Origin of the sequence: Limosilactobacillus ingluviei DSM 15946 (genome assembly GCF_001435775.1) — a bacterium.
GTDB lineage: Bacteria > Bacillota > Bacilli > Lactobacillales > Lactobacillaceae > Limosilactobacillus > Limosilactobacillus ingluviei.
Map to the genome: position 1 here is coordinate 45,219 of NZ_AZFK01000088.1, position 19,038 is coordinate 64,256.

Here is a 19,038-nt window from a genome sequence, read left to right on the forward strand (position 1 = left end):
ACTTCAACCGTCTGCATCAATGCAGGCGGTTTTTTTGTACCTTCAATTAAAGTGACAAAAGATTATTCATTGGGGATAATATCTCGAGGATCCAGATGATGCGGCACAGTTCTGACGCGAGCCGATGTTGAGCTGGCGCAATTGGAGTAATCTGTAAGTTGCGACAATTGCTGGGATTTGTCTAAAAGATCGTTAATTTGGTATCATAAAGAAAACGCTATCCAAACGAAAGGGGAATCTTATGCTCACCATCACGGGGGCGTACCTGTGTAGTACGCTTGTTATCTTTCTGGTCAGCTTGACGCGGCCGGGGACCCGCCGCCACTGGCGGTGGAACCTGGCCTGGCTGATCCTTTGGTTGTTGGCAACGGGACTTTTGGTCTACTTTGCCTTACCGTCCCGGAACCTGTTGAATATTTTATTAGGCAACGCCATTTTAGGGGGCCTTTACTACGCCCTTTTAGTCGCCCAAACCACCACGGTCAACCTGACGGCCCGCTGGCGCGGTAAAAAACACTCTAAGAAGAAAAAAGTTGTGAACGAACCGGCGCCGGGCTTACCGCGGTGGCTGGCTGGCGCCTTGGTGGCCTTGGCTTTGCTTGCCGGAATGGGGGAATTGCACTCCTACCTGTCATTAAAGCCAACCTGGAATTCGATCACCAAGGTCAAAAGTCCGGCCAAGGAAGCCCCGACCTTTAAGCGCAACGAAACGCCGGTAGCGATGGCGCCCAAGACGGTGTTAAACCGGGTGCGCAAGTCGGCTTCGGATATTCCGCACAGTCAGTACTTCCAGATCGCCGATAATGTCCAGGCGCAATACTACCGGGGGAAGGCCGTTTATGTTGTGCCAGTCGAATACAGCGGCTTTTGGGCCATGCTGCGGGCCGGGAAGATTCCGGGTTACTTCATTGTGGACGCAACGAACCAAAATGCGGTGCCTAAATTCGTCAAGATGCCGTACCGTTACGCGACTAGCGCCTACTTTAATCACGATGCCTTCCGTCAGATCTACCGGCACAATCCGACCTGGCTGACGATGAGTAAACCCCAGCTGGAAATCGATAACGCCGGAATCCCGTACTGGGTGCAAACCGTCTACCGGGCGGAACCGCTCAGTCACCGGCCTAATTATCGCCACCTCCACGTGGTGGTCATGAATGCGCAGACGGGGAAGCAAAAGACCTATGCCCTCAATGAAATGCCGAAATTTATTGATGAGGGGATCACCAGTGAGGCAGCCGCGGAGATGAACCGTTACTACGGGATCGCCGTGCATGGTTTTTGGAACCGTTACTTTGGCAAGCGCGACATTATCAAGCCCACCAATAACGGACCCGAAGACGGGGTGACCTCGATCTTTAACCGCGACGGCTCAATCAGTTACTTTACCGACTTTACCAATCCGAACACCAAGGCCGACTCAGCGATGGGCTACTCAATGATCAACGCCCGGACCGGGAAGTTAACCTTCTATACGGCCAACGGGATCATGGACAGCTCGGGGGCCAAGGAAAATGCTGATCAAAATTACCGGGCCCAACAGTGGCGGGCCAGCATGCCGATTCTCTACAATGTCAACGGCCGGCCGACTTGGGTAATGACGATCCTTGACCGCTCGGCGGCGATCCGGGGGTACTACTACTTGGACGCCCAAGATCAGTCCCTGCACGGCAATGGCGACCGCCCGACCAGTGCCCTGGACAATTTCCGCCAGGCTTTGACCGATAGTGGAGCTAAGGTCGGCAATACGCCAGGGACCAAGCACAAGGCAGTCCACGGGGTGGCTGACCGGGTGGCGATCGTGGCCGCCAAAAACAAGGTGATGTTCACCCTGCAAAATGATCCGACCGTCTACACGGTCGATACCGATGACTACCCGCGGGCCAACCTCATGCGGTCCGGTGACCAGTTGAGCTTTAAAGCTACTTTGGTCAACGGGCAGAGTCTCGGCAACGTGGCCAACTTCAAAAACGAATCCTTGAAATAGCAAAAGCGGTGCGCTCGGTTGGGCGCACCGCTTTAATCGTTAAGAGCGAGATTCAAACGTAATTAGCCGATTAGCATAACGAATGGCGCTGGCAAACCCGAGCAAGAAAGCGTTCGGGTTGTTAGCGATCAGCAGAAAGGACAAAATGATGAGCAGGCCCGCCCAAATAAGGTCAATTAAATCTTCAAGCGGGATCGGTTTTAAGGGTTTCATGGTAAGTTTCCTTCCTATTATGAAATTTGCATGCAAGTATAAAATGACAAAAAGGGTTCTGGCCTTGCTGCCAGAACCCTTTTTTCATCGATAATAATGGACCATGCGAGATTCGAACTCGCGACCCCCTGCATGCGAAGCAGATACTCTCCCAACTGAGCTAATGGCCCGTACAAGCTTTATTATAGCAGGCCATTAGCCAAACGTTAAGCCTTAATTTTGAGATTAGGGAATGACGTACCGTTCACTGCAAGCGGCGTAGGTCACCGTGTTGGCAGGGAAGTCCGTGCTCAACACAATGGTATCGATTAAGTGGAGGTCTAGCAGGTTCACCCAATCGACCGGTTCCTGGACGGCGGCGTGGAGTTGCTGGTCTAACTGGGTGGGGCTGACGTTGAGGCCGGCAAAGATAATTTGGCCGAGCAACTGAGTGTTGGTCAGCAAAGCACCAGCCGAAATCGCCTGTTGGACGTGCTCATTTGTGAGATCACCCCGGACGGGCAGCCAGGCGACTGGGGTCAGGTCGTAATTAAAATAGCAAATCACCCGCTGACTTCCGGGGGTATCAAAGAATTCGCCGTGGTGGGTGACGGCGAAGTTGGCCCAGTTCGCGATGGCCTTGGCGCTGTGCAGGGGACCGTGGGCCGCAAAGATTGGCTGCAATTTTTCGTCCAGTTGGCAGTCCAGCCAGCGACTGGTGGGCGTGGCAGCCGTGACGGCAGATTGGCCGCTGACGACCAGTTGTCCATTGGGCCAGTAGCAACCCGCGGGCGTGACGACCAGGTGGCCGAGAAAGTTAAAACGCATCAGGCGATCGATTGCCATCAAGCGCTGGGTCGCCGCCTGATCTTCCAGCGAGTGCTGAGGACAGCCACCGGGGTGATTGTGAAAGAGGTAGAAGCCGTCCGCCTGGTAGCAAAGCGCGCGCTGGTGGATGGCAAAGGTGGTTAGCGGCGTGTAGGCCAGGTCCCCCTGGGCGACGGGATCTAAATGACACAGCCGGCCCTGCCTGAGGTAGGCGACCCAGCTTTCTTCCTGGGCCCGCTTGCCCAGCAGCTGTGGCATAAATTGGAAGAGATCTTGGGTGGCGTCAGTGAGGTGGTAGTGGGGCGGGGCAGGCGTGACCCGCTGGGCGGAGATTAAATCTTGCAGGCGCAGGTTGTAGTGCATTTCGGAGAGGGTAGGGGTAGTAGTGAACATTCTCATTACCTCCTAACTGGTTAGCGGGCAATCGGGTCGGGCAGCAGTCGAATCGTGTAGTCGTAGGTGACCAGATCCTGGGTGCAGGTCCAAAAACGGTCGTCTTCACTGGTCATGGCCAGGTACTGGTGGGCCTTTTTGGCGAAGGGCTTAAAGGTCAAGTAGCTTAGGGTAACTTCGTGGTTGACCGCCAGTTGGATCCGTTGCTTTTGGCTGAGGCGGAAATCGGTCTCCAGTTGCAAGTCCTGGTCGACGGTGATCACGATATCGGTAATGTGGGGAAATTGTTCCATAAGGCACCTCCTTAATTAATGAAAACTAAGCGTCACGACGGGTGGGCAGCTGGGCCAGCTGCTCGGTACACCAGCGGGCCAATTGCCGCTCGCTTTGGGGGCCGTGCAGCCACAGAGTCTTCAGGACTTGCCGGTGGTAAGTAATCAGCAAGAATTGGCGGCGGCCGGATTTAAGCTGGCCCCGGTCCACAAAGGCCGGGGTGTCGGCCAGCTGATCCAAATGGGCATCCATGGCGGCGGGCAGTAATTCTTCCAGGGCGTAGTGGGCTTGGACCCGGGTGAAGCGATAACCAGCTTGTTGCAGCTGGCACAGCTGAGTAATTAAGGTTGCTTGCATTGTCAATACCTCCAAATGAAAAAAGTCACTCGATTTTAGACGCACTAAGGGCTTGTCTAAAATCGAATGACTCTTTGGAAGTGGCGACGCAAATTACGCAGCCACGGCTATGTAGGTACGGCTCAAATATAGCTCACGCAGGGTGGAAATGCAACTAAAACGCTCAAGAAATTTAAAATCACCGCCCACGAATAAATAAAAACCCCTAACAGCCTGCGATGAAACCGTGTGAAGCAAGCTATTAGGGAGACGTGCGTGATATGGCTAGTGGGGACTTAACCATATCGTGTGAGCCACGACTTCTTGAGTATAGAGGAAGTTAAGTTATTTTTCAAGGATAATAGGGGCTGCAGGACGATTATTTGGTTGGTAAAATTAGTGATGACTGGTATCTAATATAACTTTATCTGACCCTTGATTATGTATCCTTTCATGGTTCATTATAGTTCTGCTGAGTTACACGACTTAAAAAGAAAGGAATATGAACCATGTATCATTTGTACCAAGCACATCTACAATGGTCTAAGCAAGCCACTCGTACCATTCCAAAAACGTTCTGGTGGAGTTTCGGTTTGGGATTCTTGATTTTTCTGGGTCAAACTTTGATTGTTAGTCTTTACGAAGATTTTGCTAAGGACGCTACTCCTGTTGTGGGAATTGTTGTTAGCTTGCTCTTTGGTTATTGGTTAGTTCGCTACGTCTTTAGCTACCAAGAAGCTCGCCTAAAAGCACCGGTTAAAAATTATCCCTTTTACGTGGGGTTGCAAGTCATCATCTTATGGTGTCTTGCTAACAGTTGGGCGTGGTTTGGCAACCATGGCTTGCATTTGGATTTTAACAAAGGGGCAATCTCAAGCAATCAAGCGGCAATTAATTCTTTTCTCCAACATCCTAGTTCTGGAATCGTGATCACTGTCTCTGCTATTTTCTTGGCGCCGGCGCTTGAAGAGTTTGTCTTTCGATTATTGATCATGCGCCCCCATGGATATCAATCCAAACGAGGTAACTTAATTGCCGCAGTTATTTCTTTAGGGCTGTTTACCTACATTCATGTCATGGGACAAGTACCAGATTTGAGCCACGGCAACTTGCCCGTAACTAATTTTGTTTTTTATTGCGGTCAATATGCAATGATCGGTTTAGTCATGGTTTATAACTACTACCGTTACCGCTCGCTGCTTCTCAATTATGCAATTCATGCGACGTGGAACACCTATTCCGTCATTATTAATCTAATAATCATTTTTTGCGAACGATGAACAATAATTTAGACTGACGCAAACAGGCAGCTGACTCCTTAAGATCAAGGGAGCAGCTGCCTGTTTTTAATACATTATCAATGTTTATTAATCATTTTCGCTAACTTGAATGATATCGCCATCCTTGATTCGGCTTGGATCAATGGAATTACGGAGATCAGCTTCAGTTAGCCGACGGTAGAAGTTACCTTCAAATTCAAGCTTCCAATCATCTTCCTCAAAACTTTCAGGTGGTTCGATGGCTTGGAGACCAAATCTTTCTAATATTTGATTGCCTCTGGCCAGAATGGATTGCATTTTATCGAAGCTAAGGTCACCTTCCAGACTCTGTAATTGTAATAAACCCTGGTGAATGTACATATGACATTCGTAACAAACGGAAGCACAGCCAACATAATGTTCAATTCGTTTTTCAAAGTCGTACTGGTATTTTTCGTGAAGATACAGCCAGTCACCGTCACGGTGAGGCACATACCGTTGGCAAACTGTGCAGTGGTGGTTTGCTGATTGGCGTTTTTGACGTTTGAGGGCATCCCATTTTTGCTTTCCCATGATTCTTCGCGGGGCAACATAGTGGAGGTTACCGGGCACAATCGGTTGTGTTAAGATCTCAACGGCGGCTTTGTTAAGCTGGGACCAATGAGGTTCTTCGACTGGCTGATTGTGGCAGTAGACATTTTTAGCAGCAAAATAACTTTCGTAGCCTTCACCAATGTGATCAAAAAGAACTTTTCCTGTTTTTTGGTCTATGATCACATAGGCATCCAGCTTGGGATCTTTGACAATTTGAAGGTTGGCAGATGTGTAGTTTGTCATGTAATCACCTGTTTCTTTTGCTTTGTTTAGTGTGGAATTAAAAAGAAAACTAGTTGAACGTTCTGGGTTGCGACTGAACAAATTATCCGATGCGCGAAGCAAGGTAAGAAGTATTATAATCAGCAGAACTGGTAATGGCTTTGACTGAATTTTGCATTCGAATTAAGTCTTGTTCATGGAACCGTTGGGCTTGGAAAATTTCTTTGCTTTGTTTATGAATGATAGCTGCCATTTGGGCTTCTTGGATAACTCCGTGGCGACGTACCGTCCCGCTTAATTGGGCAATTTGCTTATTGAGATTTTGAATATTTTGATTAACATCGTTTAATTGTTCAATCTGGGTTTGTTGGTTGATCAGCATTTGCTGTTGATTGGACAGTTGTTGTTTTTGGTTGTTGATCATTTCTTTTTGATTGTTCAGCATTGCTTGTTGATTTAAGGTTTGATTGTGCACTTCTGCTAATTGTTTTTGTTGAAATTCCTGTTGGGCCAACAGTTGAGCACAGTCTTTCCAATTGCTGGCTTGACCGGTTTGCAAGAAGTAAAGCGAGTCGTGAAGGGAACGATTGTCGCGGTATACTGCCGGAAAAAGTTGATAATTAGAAAAGTTGAGGGCGAGAAATTCAGCTAGATAACTCTGAGTTCGCGCAATAGCTGCCTCGATCAATTCTTGATTTTCTGGTAATTTGCAGAATTTCTCATATTCAGCTTGCCAGATTTCTTTTTGAGTTTCATTGATCGAAGTTGCTAACTTGTCGTTGAGTCGTTCCTCTCGCTTTGCTAATTCCGCGTAGGTAGTTTGTGGCACTTCAGGTTTTTGATTTTTTTGTCCGTCATCTTTGTTTCCTAAGAAAAAGATAACTGCGGCGGTCCAAAGTGCGCCAAGTAAAATTCCAGAAAACCATAATAAGATGGTAAAGATCGCTAAGATAATGGCCTTTGCCTTAGATTGTTTCCACATTTTTAAATAATTCCGCTTGGCTTGATTGACCAGTTCTTTGATGTAGCTATACGAATTAGCTTCATCGATTTGATGACGGATTTGTTTAATCTCTTCCATTTTTTGAGCATAATTAGTTCTTTGCGTAGTGTTGACTTCAGCGACGGCGCGCTCGCGAAAATCTTCAGGCTTTTTGTTAAATTGATTTTTTAACTCGGAATATGCCTGTTGTAACAGTAAGTTTCCTTCCAAGATGGCATATAAGTAGGCATACCGGTTAAAATCATTGTCCAACTTTTCCAAGGTTTGAGTCAGTTGCTCCCGGTTCATATTAAATGCTTGTACCATGAACTTCATCTCCCGATTTTAAATTAGGTTACGTTTTTATCACGTTTCCTTCTTAAATTATGACCACATTATACCATCTAAAAATAGGCCCTTTTTGATTAATTTAAAATAGAAAACAGTTTGTTGTTAATTTAATGAGTAAGGGAATCGGTTAAGTAAAATGAAGCTTGCATTTTGGAAGTGATAATTGTTTAATTAACCTGAAAAGATTTATTTTTTGGTGACTTTATTAGGAGGATGAAATGAAAAAGATTTTCTTAGCCAGTTTGATGATGGCCAGTGCACTAGCCCTCGCTGGGTGTGGTCAACAAAGTACGTCGCAAAAGCAAAGTACCCACCAATCGTCAACCAGTCAGCAACAGTCCAGTGCACCTTCTCAAAAGGAAGCAGCAGCTTCAAGCAGCAGTGCGACAAAGGAATCACATGCGACAACCCCGTGGGATAAGCAAAAGGACCAAGAATTGACCGATTTTATTAATCAATGGGCGCCAACGATGGGGCAAAGCTATGTGAAATATGATGGTGTTAACCCACTCCATACACACCCCGGCTTAACATATCCAGATGGGTTTAATGTTGCTACTGTTAATGACGAAAAGGTTTCGATGGGGTGGGCACCAACGGGTGAAGGTCCCTACAATTATAATGTCGTGGCAATGTACAATTACGACTATTCTTCCCACTTTGCTCAGCACATTACCTATGCCTTTGCCTTCCACGATGGGCAACCAGTCGCCTTGGTTGATGAAATGACCAACGGCTATCCAATTTTCCACCCAACCAAGAATGCCGATGTGGCCAATGCTTTTGCCCGGATTGCAGCAGAACAAAAATAAGTAGAGCTTCAAGAATGATCGTATAGTTGTAAAAACTAAGCATAGTTTGAGACTGGGAGAAAAGTAATTTCTCGCCAGTCTTTTCTTTTGTCTGTTTGCGCTCGGCAAAGGTTTAAAGCCATAAGTCACTAGTACGCTTATTATTTACTTTTATGCTGTTTGTAGTTTCCGCTAAAAGAATGTTATTGCGCTGGTAGTGTTAACTTAATATTTACCGTTTGATTGGAAAATCTGATCACCAGCTTAAAAGGATCGTTTGTAGAATGAACGGCAGAGATGAGAAAGAGAAGGTCGTTAGTCTTATTCAAAAGCTGTTTTCACAAAGAATAAATGAATGGAATGGAGCAAAAAAAGTTTAAAATATGCTTTCTTTTTGAATTAAGTCCGATTATAATTCACCATAAAAGGCTACTTACTAAGTATTATTATTAGTTTACAAAGAAGATGGCGTCATTTTGTTGGCTAGTACTGGTGAATATGAGGCAATGGAGTTGAAAAGAAGTGAAGGTTTGGTGATCAAGTATGGAAGAAAAGTATTGTGCGCATTGTGGGAAGAAAATTAAAGCCAAGGCTAAGTTTTGTCCGTACTGTGGCAAAGCTCAACCGGACTTTCAAACGAATAAGTTGGGCGCATCAGCCAAGGAGTTAACTGAAAAAGTAACCAAGGGTTTGAGTGGCCTTAATTTTTCAGGTTTGAAAAATTCTCGGTTTAAAGCTTGGTTTACCAAGAAAAGGGTTGCAGGCTTAATCGCGGTTTTGTTGGTCCTTTTTGGCGTGCAACGGTTCATTAGCAACGGCGGATTGTTTGCACCGAAGACAATTTCGTTGAGCCAACAGGTAAAGCAACCGGGAAGTCACGTTTGGTATGACGTGAAAGGGACCGCTAGCAAAGATGCGGTAATTAAGACCATCTTCGTTGTAGGAAGCGGCAAACTTACGGCGTACCAAATTCAAGATAACGATGTTACTTTAGGGAGAATCAGTAAGCTTTCCAAACGGCAGACAATTAAGTTAGCGAAGGAACAGGATAAGAAATATTTTGATATTTCAGCAACTGAGGTCCAAAATTGGCTTGATGATAAGAACCAAGTTGGACAACAAGATGATTTCTTTGGTGACGATGATGTAATACGTTTTCTTAAGGGAAGATATGACGCTTTGGGCATAAAGGTTAATAAACAAGGTAAGGATTTTTCAATGGGAGGAGTGCCACATTTTTCTAATCCTCGTTTTTTTCCACCATCAGTTGATATTGATGGGGTTCCCGATTCATCAGGAGAAGAAGAACATGAACTTTTCATTAATACTGAAGAAGAAAGCAATGAGACTAAAGAACTTTTTATTAATAACATGGCAAAAGGCCTAATTTATAACATTAAGCATACAAAATACCATTCACCGGATAAGAACAAGGTGTCTTTTAAGGATACCACTGATGCATCTGGTAATAAGGTGGTAGGTCAAAGATTAACGTATCAGGCAATTGACTATTTTGATACCAATAGTAGTACAAATAGTCAGATTTATAACAACTTGAATAAGAAACAAAAGCAACTTCTTTTTGATATCTATTACGGAATTCCAGAACAAATATGGGCGGAAGGTAAAGCAAAAGGACTTGATGATGAAAGCATAGACCATCTTGATGATAAACGACACCTTAAATTGATCCAAGCATGGACTGCATTTGATAACTCTTTAGACACTAAGAAATTAACTAAAGGTATCTTTGGTTACCATCGTTGGGATAAAGATGTAACAATTACAGGAACGTTATCCCAACAAATTTATAATCAACGATTTATTGGTTACTACGGTGGGGAAGGTGAGGTCCTTACTAAGGCACAAACAAAACACCAAAAAGCTGTTTTCCCGGAACCCGATAAGTAAGGAGAGGAGTAAGGATGGAATATTGTCCAAATTGCGGAGCAAAACGGCACGAAGGGGAGGCATTTTGCGCTAATTGTGGTTACAAATTTGAAGAAGCAGTAGCCCCTAAGTCCAAAGTGACTCACTCCCCATCTCCTACTCCAGCCGAAGTGACACCACCAAAGATTAAAAAGGTGACTCGAAAGCATTGGTCAAAAAAGTGGTTAGTGGTCTTAGGATTAGTTATCTTGTTGGGAATCTTAATTGGTGGCTGGTTTATCTTTCAAAAGCAACAGGGGAGTAGTTCAGTTAGTTCAGAATCTTCACCGGCGACGCAAGAAAGCAGTCAGACTTCAACCACTAGCTCAACGCTGGCTAGTGACGCGAGTCAACCAATGGCAACGGATCTCTCAAGTTTAACTCCACAGGAAGCCGCTGCTGGGATTATTACGCTTGGAGCGAAGTCAAATAAGGAATGGGGTAAATTGCTGGCGTTGAAGAGGCCTATTACCTTGCAATTGGGACAGTCCGATTCCCAACGCTTTTCCTCGCCGGGTGCCGGAGTCTTTTACCAAATTGAGGTTGATGGAGCAGATGCTGCCGGTCAAACTGACGGCTACACCATGGAAGAAGATGGGAGCAGCATCTACCTGTATGCAGGAAAGCCTAAGGAAAACGCCAAACCATTTAAGGTTTTGCAGGCGGATGAGGTAGTAAAGGCAGTTGATGCTGGAAAGACAAATGGTTTGGAAAACCAAGTGACGATTAATACGGATAGTTAATTAGCAAGAAAGGCACTCAGAAATTTCGGGGTGCCTTTTATGCATGCCAATTGCCCTTTTCTTAGCCAACTTCTTGTGGTATTATCGATCGCGTTACTAAATGTTACGATCTGGCTAGGTCCTTGGCGGCCTGCCACGCAAAAAGAAGAGAAAGGATCTACCATGCACTTTTCACTGAAGAAAATCAGGCCCCTCTTAGTAGCCCTGGGCGTTGCCTTGCTGAGTCTAACTGCCATTCCGGTGCTCAGCCACGCCCAAAGCACGCCTTACTGGATGCGGCCGTCATAAAAACAGGCCTACCCGGACGTGAACAAGCACCCAGGGATGTGGATTTTGGTCTCTAAAAAGACCGAACGGACCTATTTGATCGACCACGGTAAGGTGCTCTACACCATGCTGGCTTCGACCGGGACGAAGGGCGCCAATGCCACGCCGACCGGGACCTTCCAAATCGAAGCCGAACGGGGGGATTTCTTCTACAACCAAAGCAGTGGGGAAGGGGCTAAGTACTGGGTTTCTTGGAAGGACCACGGGATTTACCTCTTCCACAGCGTCCCGACCGATGCCAACGGCAACTTCATTAAAAGCGAAGCCAACCAGCTCGGTAAGAAGGCCGCTTCCCACGGCTGTGTCCGCCTGTCGGTCGCCGATGCCAAGTGGATGTACCAAAATATCAAGCAAGGAACCAAGGTCGTGATTTCTGATTCGGGTAACCTCAAACAGCTGATCAAGCAAAATTCGTAAAAATAAGCTTCAAAAGGAAAAGCAGCTCCTGCACCAGCTTTGGCGGGGAGCTGCTTTTTTTGCGTTATTGATCCGTCGGACGTTCCGCGACCTTGAGCAAGTCGAAGAACAAGCGGCTGTATTCATCACTTTGGATCGGGTCCAGCCGGTCTAATTGTTGATTGAGCAACTGGCGCTGAGGAGAAACGGCCGGGGCCGCTTCGGTCGTGCCTTCCACCAGGGATTCCATCGAGACGTTCAATGCCTTGGCAATCCGGTAGAGGCTGCCGGCCCCGATTTGCTTGACGACGCCCCGTTCGATTTTGGACAGGTAGTTAATCGTCATGTCGCTGAGTTCGGCCAGTTGTTCTTGCGTCATGCGAGCAGCGTGGCGTTGCGTGGCGATATTTTTTCCGAGGTAGTTGTTCATTTGATTGTCTCCAATCTTTGGTTTTACCTCAAGAATAGTGGTTGGTGCTTAATAAAATAAGTTCTTAAAAGGTGAATTAAATATTGTCTTTATTTGGTCAGTTGCAAGTAGTATACATTAAAAATGTAGCCAAATATGGTCATTTAATGACCGAGAAATAAAAAATAGGGGAGTGATAGCGAAGGTTGCGCCGGTAGCCCAAGAATTCATGAAGAAAAAGCAATTTTTAGGTAAAAAGTGTGAAGGTGCAACTTTGGGGGAAGGACAATAAAAATTTCTGTGACGGAGATTTCTATGTAGCAACTAAATAGTCATTTTCGTAAAAAGATAATTATTTAAGCTATTGTTCAATAATTGTAAAAATGCTTTTCGAGAGGAGTTTTAAAATGACAAAACAAAATAATCGAAAAAAGGGCGAAGTTAAAATGCTCTTAGGCTTGACCGGGACGGCTGCCGCCTTAGCCGGTGGGGCCTTAGTTTCAACTAATGTTGCCCACGCCGACACGGTTGATCAACCCAACCAACCAGTTGTCCAACAAACGGCGACCGACCCAGCCCAAACGGCCAAGGCCAACCTGCAAACGGCCCAAACCAAGGCTGATCAAGCCACCCAAGCACAAAACGAAGCCCAAACGGCTTACGACCACGCGCAAGGTCAACTTAACCAGGCTCACCAAGCGGTTGCCACTGACCAACAAGCCGTCCAAACGGCTCAGGACCACGTGAACCAAGCTTCCCAAGCGGTTCAATCTGCCCAAGCCGGTGGTCCCACGGTCACGTCTGACCAAGTCAACCAAGCTTCCCAAGCCGTTGCGCAAGCCCAACAAGCCGCTAACCAAGCCCAACAACAAGCTGATCAAGCGGCAACGGCCGTCACTCGCGCGCAACAAGCTGTTGACCAAGCCCAAGCTGGCAACAAGAACACCGCCGCGCAAGCTTCTCAAGCCGCCCAAGAATATCTGCAAGCGCAGATCAAAATGGGACAAGCCGAAAATGATTTTGATCAAGGTACCGATGGCACTGATAACTGGGTCAAAGATGCTTACCACTGGACACCATCTGGTGAAATCAATGATCAACAACAAGTTAAATACCTCAACATTCTCTATCAACAATCTCTTCGTGATCATGGTCAATTGTCGTTACCTTCTAATCTCCCGTCGAATGCAGATCTTAAAAATGCGATGGACGAATACCGTGATCAAATGTCAAGCGACGCCCAAGATCAAGCCGCCGTTCTTCGTGGTAAGAGCCTCACTCCTGAAGCACGACAAGCAGTTGAAACCAATCATAATGTATATGCCAATTACCTTGACCATAATACTATTAACGCTCTCAATGACGGCAAATGGGATTCAGCTGCTCTGGCCAACAGTTTTTACCCTGGTCTAAGCAAGCTTAACGCTTGGAAGTACTATGCCAACCAATTTGGTAAAGATGGAGCTACTGATCCCAACCTCAAAGTTCCGGCACAATACAAGAGTCTCACCGACTACTACGACCACAACCTCACCCCGTGGGCTAAGTCCTTAACTTGGCACTCCACCGCTAAGGACCAACAAGAACTCCTCCCTGAAATTGCTGTCAAGCATGCTGATGGTTCCATCACCTACGACTTCTCCAAGTTGACTGATCAACATCTGATTGAACTTAACCAATTCGGTATGGACATCCTTAATCAGATTCGTCTCCACCTCCCAAGTCCTGACGGTGTTGGTGAATTTGTCGGCTTTAACACCACCATGCTTGAAGCTGCCAAGCACGCCGCTCAAGTTTACACTCAGGACAACTGGCACTACCTTGACAAGGGTGGCCACGATACCCGCGCCTTAGCCAACAAGGACAATGTTTGGGCTTATGGCGAAAACGTTGATGCCCGTCGTGATAACTTCCCAATTAAGAACATGGATGATCTCAAGCACGCCCTCTGGCTCAACCTCCGCGAAGGTCTCTTCAACGACGGCACTTCCAACTGGGGTCACACTTCTAACTTCTTAGGTACAGCCTTCGGTGGCTTTGCCTTTGACAACGTCACTCCGCAAGGTTGGTGGCAAAACTGGGTTCGCTCTGGTCAAATGCACTTCTTAACCGCTAGTGGTGCCTACGCTACTGATGGTAATCCTACTAACCTCTACCACTTAAACGGTGATGATGAGGCCGAAAGGTACTCCACATCAATCGGTAACAACGTCATTGCATTGAAGGCATCTCCTAATGAAAGTAAGTACGCCATTAATAATCTAAATCAAGCCTTTGCTAAAGCCGGAATTTCCGCTGATCAACAAAATCAAATTAAAGCGGTACTAGCTCAACAAGGAATCAAGCAAGCTCTTGACACTTTAAACGATGTTGTTAAACAAGATGCTCGCAACAAGGCCGCTTTAATTGCTGACGATCCTACTGGCTATCAAAAGTTGCAACAAGCCCTCAAAGAGTTTGAAGCCGCTCGTGACAAGTATGCTTCTACGCCTGGTGTCGGTGCTTATATTTGGGACAGCTGGATGGTTGAACCAATGAAGACCCATCCGGTCACTAACAACAGTTCTTTGAGCAAAGCTCAAGAGGATCTGGATCAAGCTCAAGCCGCTAAGACTAAGGCTGATCAAGCGCTCAAGGATGCTCAAAAGCAATTGACTGACCGTCAAGCTAAGCTGAAGGATCTGCAACAACGGGCCAAGACCCTGCCACAAGCCCAAGCTGATTACGCTAAAGCCCAAAAGGCGTTAGCTGATGCGCAAAAGCAATTGGATGCTGATCAACAAGCTTTGCGAACGGCCCAAGCCAATCAAGCTAAGGCTAAGCAAGCGTTGGCTGCTGCGCAACAAGCCTACCAAACCGCGCAAAAGGATTTGGCTACGGCTCGTCAAGCTTACGCTAAGACCCAAGCCCATGACAACCTGAACAATCAGGTTGCCCACCAAGCTGAACAACTTAACCGCAATGATCACCGTACTGGTAATACTAGTGCTCAAGCCGGTACTTCTATGACTGTTTCCGTAGTAAATGGTGCTTCTCATGTTGCCGCGGCTGCTGGCAAGGTAGCCCAAGCAGAAGTAAATCATTTGACGGCAACGGCTCAACAAGCGGCTGGAGCAGTTAAGGATGCTAAGTTACCACAAACTGGGGCTGCGCAAGCTTCTTCCAACTGGGCAGTGCTTGGTTTGGCTAGTCTGCTTGGCTTCATCGGTTTCGGTGGCCGCCGCAAGTTCCGCGCTTAAATTATTTGTTTCACTGTTGCAGAGATAAAAAGGCTCCGTCAAACGACGGGGCTTTTCCTGTTCGCGGCGTTGGTGAGTGGGGTGAACCCCGCAAATTGGAGAAAATCGTGGTCGATGGCCCACCGCTGCCGGTATTCTACGGCCGCTAACTTACCAAGCGCTTGCTTGCTAGCCCGGAAATTGTAGTAGTCGATGCTGTGTTGCAAGGCGGCTTTGAGGGTTGCGTAGTCAGGATAACGATGGTTGTTGACGGTCAGGACTTTTAGCTGGGCAAAGCAGCTTTCGACCGGCGCGTTGTCCAGACAGTTGCCTTGGCGGCTCATGCTTTGAAAGACGTGATGGCGTTTCAAGTAGGTTACAAAGCGGGCATGCTGGTACTGGTAGCCACGGTCCGAATGAACGGTCATTCGATAGGGGAGGGCGGGCCGGTAAGTGATTAGTTCTTGCACAGGGCTTAACGCTAAGGTCACCGTGACCACGGGGGCGAGTTGCCAGGTCACGATTTCCATGTTAAACAAGTCGAGGCAAATTGCGAGGAAGGCGCGCTCTTCAATGCTTTCGTGGCCCCAGCGAAATTCGGAAATGTCAGTGACGATTTTTTGCAAGGGCCGGTCAGTCTTAAAACGGCGGTGGAGTCGGTTGGGGGCGATTTGGCCAGTATGCCCCTCAAAAGAATCAAACCGATAGCCCCGGCCGGGGTGTTGGTAGAGGGTGCATTGCCAAGCGTGCTCTTGCATGATGCGCAGGACGCGCTTGTGATTGATGTCCCAGCCCAGCCGTTGCAATTCAGTGGTTACCCGTCGGTAGCCCATGTCGGGGTAGTGCTCGTGGTAAAAGGCGATTTCGTCGATTAAGGCGGGATCATCCTGCCGGTACTGGCGGTGGCGGGCGTCGTAATAAGAGCTGCTGGCAATTTGCGCGGCGGCTAAGAGGTCCTGAAGCGGATAGTCAGCGCGCAGCTGGTCGATCAATTGCGCCTTGACGCGATTGGTAAGCGGGGGCGTTAAATGATGGGCCGTACAAGCGGCGGTAAAGGCGATTTGGGCGGAAGAAGCAACCATGACAAAAACCTCCTTTGAGCAAGCCAGATAGTGGAACGGACGCTTTTGCTTCAGTGTAGGCCGGATCAAAAAATTTTGCGAATGTTTTGGATTATATGAGTGATTAGGGAAGGGAACAAAAATGAATAAGCTGAAAGTAGCCTCAGTTGCAGTTGCCATGACGGTCTTGGGCCTAGGCTTAGCGGCGTGTGGCAATCAGACCAGTAAGGATTCTGCGCCTAAAGATACCAGCAGTAAGGTAGTCAGCACCAGTAGTACGAGCAGTGCCAGCGCAACGGCTTCAAGCAGCACTAGTTCGACGGCGACTTCAACCCCGAAGGATACAACGGTGGATAACAAGACGGTTGGGGTAATGGTGGCGTTGCTTGAAAACCCAGATTGGTTTAAAGAATACCTCAGCAGCGGTACGATGCACTATGGTAGTAATTACAATAGTCCTGAAGTACAGGGCTTTAATTATTTGACTACGAATGGTGGTCAGTTAAGCTACATTTTCTTTAAGCAGGAAGGCAACAACGTGATCATCAAGCAATGGACTGACGAAGGGGCCGACATGGTGGCTCACGGTCACTATGAAACCACAACGGTCAGCTTGGACCGCCTTAAGCAGGATTACTACGTGACTGATGCCCAAAAGGCAGAAGTGCAAGGGTATGTGAATGAGCTGAAGGAATAGCTAATGGCGATGGTATTAGGGAGACTGGTATGGAAAATTATGATATTGATAAGGACTTAAACAAGTTATTGAATGAACCGGGAATGGATGATGCGCTTAAAGAATATGGAAATAAATTTTTTTGGTCGCGGCTTTTAGGATATATTCCAATTGCACTACTTGTAATAGTGGTTTTGATTTCTACGTTTTGTATTCGATGCTGCCCGATTTTATTCAGTGTTTTTGTTTTAATATTAATATTTATTTTTATGTTAAGGGTATCTTATCTGATGAAGAGAGGGATAGAGAAACGTTTCTTTGCAAATATTTCTTATATTAATAATGATATATACCAAAAGATGTATAATAAACGGCATCGTTACAATTGGGAGTACTTGACTTATATCTTAGAAAACAGGATTCAACAAAGTGAACACCAAAATGATGTTTTTAAGAAAACAATAACGATTGTACTTACTTTGTTGGGGATAAAAGCTTTATATTCTAAAGTTAATCTTTGGAATTTGATTTTTGAAAATACTAAATTAAGTTTTCAATCAGCTCTATTACCGGCTGTACGCATTGGAATGCTTTTACTCGTTGTGTCGGTGTTCATTGAAACCTATGACTGTTTAATTAATAATTCTGTAAAATTAGAAAAGTGGTATGTCCTTTTGAATCATGCGAATAAACTCAAGATTGAGTCAAAACGGAGCCAAAACTAAATCTGATACAAAGAAGTTTGTTTAACGAAGCATCCCCGCTTAATTGTTGGAGCGGGGATGCTTTTTTTGTTATGGCAGTTGTGACGCGATGAGGATATTGGGCGAAAAGCGTAGGAAGCTTACCTTGCTTCTTTTATGGTTATTCATCGCATGGCCATATTAGGCTATAATTGAAGTGTGACGATCAGGAACCAAATCGGGTGAAAGAACGCTTAATAAACGCTTGGTGGTTATCACAAGGGGGATAGTTTCAGCCATACACGCGAACTAACGGATGAAATTGAATACAGGTCATGTTCGGTGCTTTTTGGAAAGAGGAGGAGATAACTGTTAATTAAAATATCGAACAATGTGGAATAACGCTCTCTAATGTCCGTGAGAAAGACAAAGTGTAGGATGGACATTAGGGAACTAGCTAACCAAAATAGCCAGCGTCATGCCAGCGAAAAACTTGCTAAATGAAGGGAACGGTGAGATGATTAAAGTGTTAACAATACGATCGCTTGATCGGTTTATTGGAACTTTGACGATCTCACGTATCTTAATTAGCGGTTTGAGAGGTGGTGACGATGATGTTGCGCACGCAAAAGGTGAAGTTATATCCAAATCAGACGATGAAAAAAGTGCTCGATAACCTGTGCGATTACCGACGCTACTGTTGGAATCAAGGTCTGGCTCTTTGGAACGATATGTATGATGCTTCAGTGATTCTTGCTGATAAGAAGCAACGTCCCAATGAACGCAAGGTTCGGGATGAATTGGTCGCTAATAAGGCTGACTGGCAGTTTCAACTGTCGGCGCGCTGTCTGCAGTTGGCGATTTCTGATCTGGGTAAAGCGTGGCAGAATTTTTTTGACCGGGCCCAACCAGATTGGGGCAAGCCCCACTTCAAATCGAAAAAGGCCCTCCGCCAGGGCTTTAAGACCGACCGGGCCAAGCTGGTCAATGGTCGCTTGCGCCTTGACAAGCCGCATGAAGTTAAGGAAACCTGGTCCGACATTAAATTCAAAGGGGCCCGCAACTTGACCGGTGAATTGAAAGTCGTGTCGATCTACCGGGAAAACGGCCAGTACTGGGCGAGTCTGCCCCTTGAAGTTATGGTGCCAGCAAAACCGAAAACCGGTGTCAAGACGGCCGTTGACGTTAATGTCGGCCACCTTGATTACACGGCAGGGCGGGTCAATACGTTGCCCAGTCACCTCCAGAAAATCTACAAGCGGATCAAGCATTACCAACGGGTGTTAGCCCACAAGCGCAAGGTCAACGGTCGGTTGGCCACCCAAAGTAAAAATTACGCCAAAACGAGAGCCAAGTTGCAGCGTGATTACCGGCGGGTGGCCAACGTC

At 46.6% G+C, this 19,038-nt stretch carries 17 protein-coding genes, 1 tRNA gene and 1 pseudogene; 10 read left to right on the forward strand and 9 right to left on the reverse strand.

The window, feature by feature from the left end; genetic code table 11:
* Positions 1–241 precede the first annotated feature (241 nt).
* Positions 242–1,987: a hypothetical protein gene (locus FC43_RS10580; protein WP_019206689.1), complete on the forward strand. Its 1,746-nt coding sequence runs from the start codon at positions 242–244 to the stop codon at positions 1,985–1,987.
* Positions 1,988–2,026: 39 nt separating this feature from the next.
* Here FC43_RS10580 and FC43_RS11170 read toward each other — a convergent pair whose 3' ends face one another.
* From FC43_RS11170 to FC43_RS10600, 5 genes are all read right to left on the reverse strand, one after another.
* Entirely contained in the window at positions 2,027–2,200 is a 174-nt protein-coding gene (locus FC43_RS11170; protein WP_019206690.1) for a hypothetical protein, read from the reverse strand.
* A gap of 97 nt (positions 2,201–2,297) precedes the next feature.
* A tRNA-Ala gene (locus FC43_RS10585) sits at positions 2,298–2,370 on the reverse strand.
* Between the two features lie 55 nt (positions 2,371–2,425).
* Positions 2,426–3,400, reverse strand: coding sequence for a JAB domain-containing protein (locus tag FC43_RS10590; protein WP_056955640.1), 975 nt, complete (start codon positions 3,398–3,400; stop codon positions 2,426–2,428).
* Between the two features lie 20 nt (positions 3,401–3,420).
* Positions 3,421–3,693, reverse strand: coding sequence for a hypothetical protein (locus FC43_RS10595; protein ID WP_019206693.1), 273 nt, complete (start codon positions 3,691–3,693; stop codon positions 3,421–3,423).
* A 25-nt stretch (positions 3,694–3,718) separates the two neighbouring features.
* Positions 3,719–4,030 carry a hypothetical protein gene (locus FC43_RS10600; RefSeq protein ID WP_019206694.1) on the reverse strand — a complete coding sequence of 104 codons (312 nt, stop codon included), beginning with the start codon at positions 4,028–4,030 and terminating at the stop codon, positions 3,719–3,721.
* A gap of 488 nt (positions 4,031–4,518) precedes the next feature.
* Here FC43_RS10600 and FC43_RS10605 point away from each other — a divergent pair, with 488 nt between their 5' ends.
* On the forward strand, positions 4,519–5,289 hold the full coding sequence (locus FC43_RS10605) for a CPBP family intramembrane glutamic endopeptidase (RefSeq protein WP_019206695.1): 771 nt from the start codon (positions 4,519–4,521) through the stop codon (positions 5,287–5,289).
* 87 nt (positions 5,290–5,376) lie between these two features.
* On the opposite strand, the gene FC43_RS11325 is transcribed toward FC43_RS10605, so the two are convergent.
* Both FC43_RS11325 and FC43_RS10615 read right to left on the reverse strand, forming a co-directional pair.
* Complete coding sequence (locus FC43_RS11325) at positions 5,377–6,105, reverse strand: hypothetical protein (protein WP_019206696.1); 729 nt, start codon at positions 6,103–6,105, stop codon at positions 5,377–5,379.
* Between the two features lie 82 nt (positions 6,106–6,187).
* Positions 6,188–7,339 carry a hypothetical protein gene (locus FC43_RS10615; RefSeq protein WP_156648406.1) on the reverse strand — a complete coding sequence of 384 codons (1,152 nt, stop codon included), beginning with the start codon at positions 7,337–7,339 and terminating at the stop codon, positions 6,188–6,190.
* A 296-nt stretch (positions 7,340–7,635) separates the two neighbouring features.
* Between FC43_RS10615 and FC43_RS10620 the strand changes: the two genes are divergently transcribed.
* The 4 genes and pseudogenes from FC43_RS10620 to FC43_RS10635 all read left to right on the forward strand — a co-directional run bounded on the left by FC43_RS10620 (position 7,636) and on the right by FC43_RS10635 (position 11,624).
* Positions 7,636–8,229, forward strand: coding sequence for a DUF4767 domain-containing protein (locus tag FC43_RS10620; protein ID WP_019206698.1), 594 nt, complete (start codon positions 7,636–7,638; stop codon positions 8,227–8,229).
* Positions 8,230–8,751: 522 nt separating this feature from the next.
* Positions 8,752–10,119 carry a zinc ribbon domain-containing protein gene (locus FC43_RS10625; protein ID WP_019206700.1) on the forward strand — a complete coding sequence of 456 codons (1,368 nt, stop codon included), beginning with the start codon at positions 8,752–8,754 and terminating at the stop codon, positions 10,117–10,119.
* A 14-nt stretch (positions 10,120–10,133) separates the two neighbouring features.
* Complete coding sequence (locus tag FC43_RS10630) at positions 10,134–10,880, forward strand: hypothetical protein (RefSeq protein WP_019206701.1); 747 nt, start codon at positions 10,134–10,136, stop codon at positions 10,878–10,880.
* Between the two features lie 39 nt (positions 10,881–10,919).
* Positions 10,920–11,624: pseudogene (locus FC43_RS10635) on the forward strand (L,D-transpeptidase).
* A 64-nt stretch (positions 11,625–11,688) separates the two neighbouring features.
* Here the strand turns inward: FC43_RS10635 and FC43_RS10640 are convergent.
* Positions 11,689–12,033, reverse strand: a complete 345-nt coding sequence (locus FC43_RS10640; protein WP_019206704.1) for a helix-turn-helix domain-containing protein — start codon at positions 12,031–12,033, stop codon at positions 11,689–11,691.
* Between the two features lie 386 nt (positions 12,034–12,419).
* On the opposite strand from FC43_RS10640, the gene FC43_RS10645 reads away from it, so the two are divergent.
* Entirely contained in the window at positions 12,420–15,251 is a 2,832-nt protein-coding gene (locus FC43_RS10645) for an SEC10/PgrA surface exclusion domain-containing protein (protein WP_056955643.1), read from the forward strand.
* A gap of 38 nt (positions 15,252–15,289) precedes the next feature.
* On the opposite strand, the gene FC43_RS10650 is transcribed toward FC43_RS10645, so the two are convergent.
* Entirely contained in the window at positions 15,290–16,312 is a 1,023-nt protein-coding gene (locus tag FC43_RS10650) for an IS3 family transposase (RefSeq protein ID WP_019206706.1), read from the reverse strand.
* Positions 16,313–16,433: 121 nt separating this feature from the next.
* Between FC43_RS10650 and FC43_RS10655 the strand changes: the two genes are divergently transcribed.
* From FC43_RS10655 to FC43_RS10665, 3 genes are all read left to right on the forward strand, one after another.
* Entirely contained in the window at positions 16,434–16,988 is a 555-nt protein-coding gene (locus tag FC43_RS10655; RefSeq protein WP_056955644.1) for an Lreu_0056 family protein, read from the forward strand.
* Between the two features lie 29 nt (positions 16,989–17,017).
* On the forward strand, positions 17,018–17,692 hold the full coding sequence (locus FC43_RS10660; RefSeq protein WP_019206708.1) for a hypothetical protein: 675 nt from the start codon (positions 17,018–17,020) through the stop codon (positions 17,690–17,692).
* Positions 17,693–18,264: 572 nt separating this feature from the next.
* Positions 18,265–19,038 (forward strand): RNA-guided endonuclease InsQ/TnpB family protein (locus FC43_RS10665; RefSeq protein ID WP_235807623.1); only part of this gene is annotated, 774 nt, incomplete at its 3' end.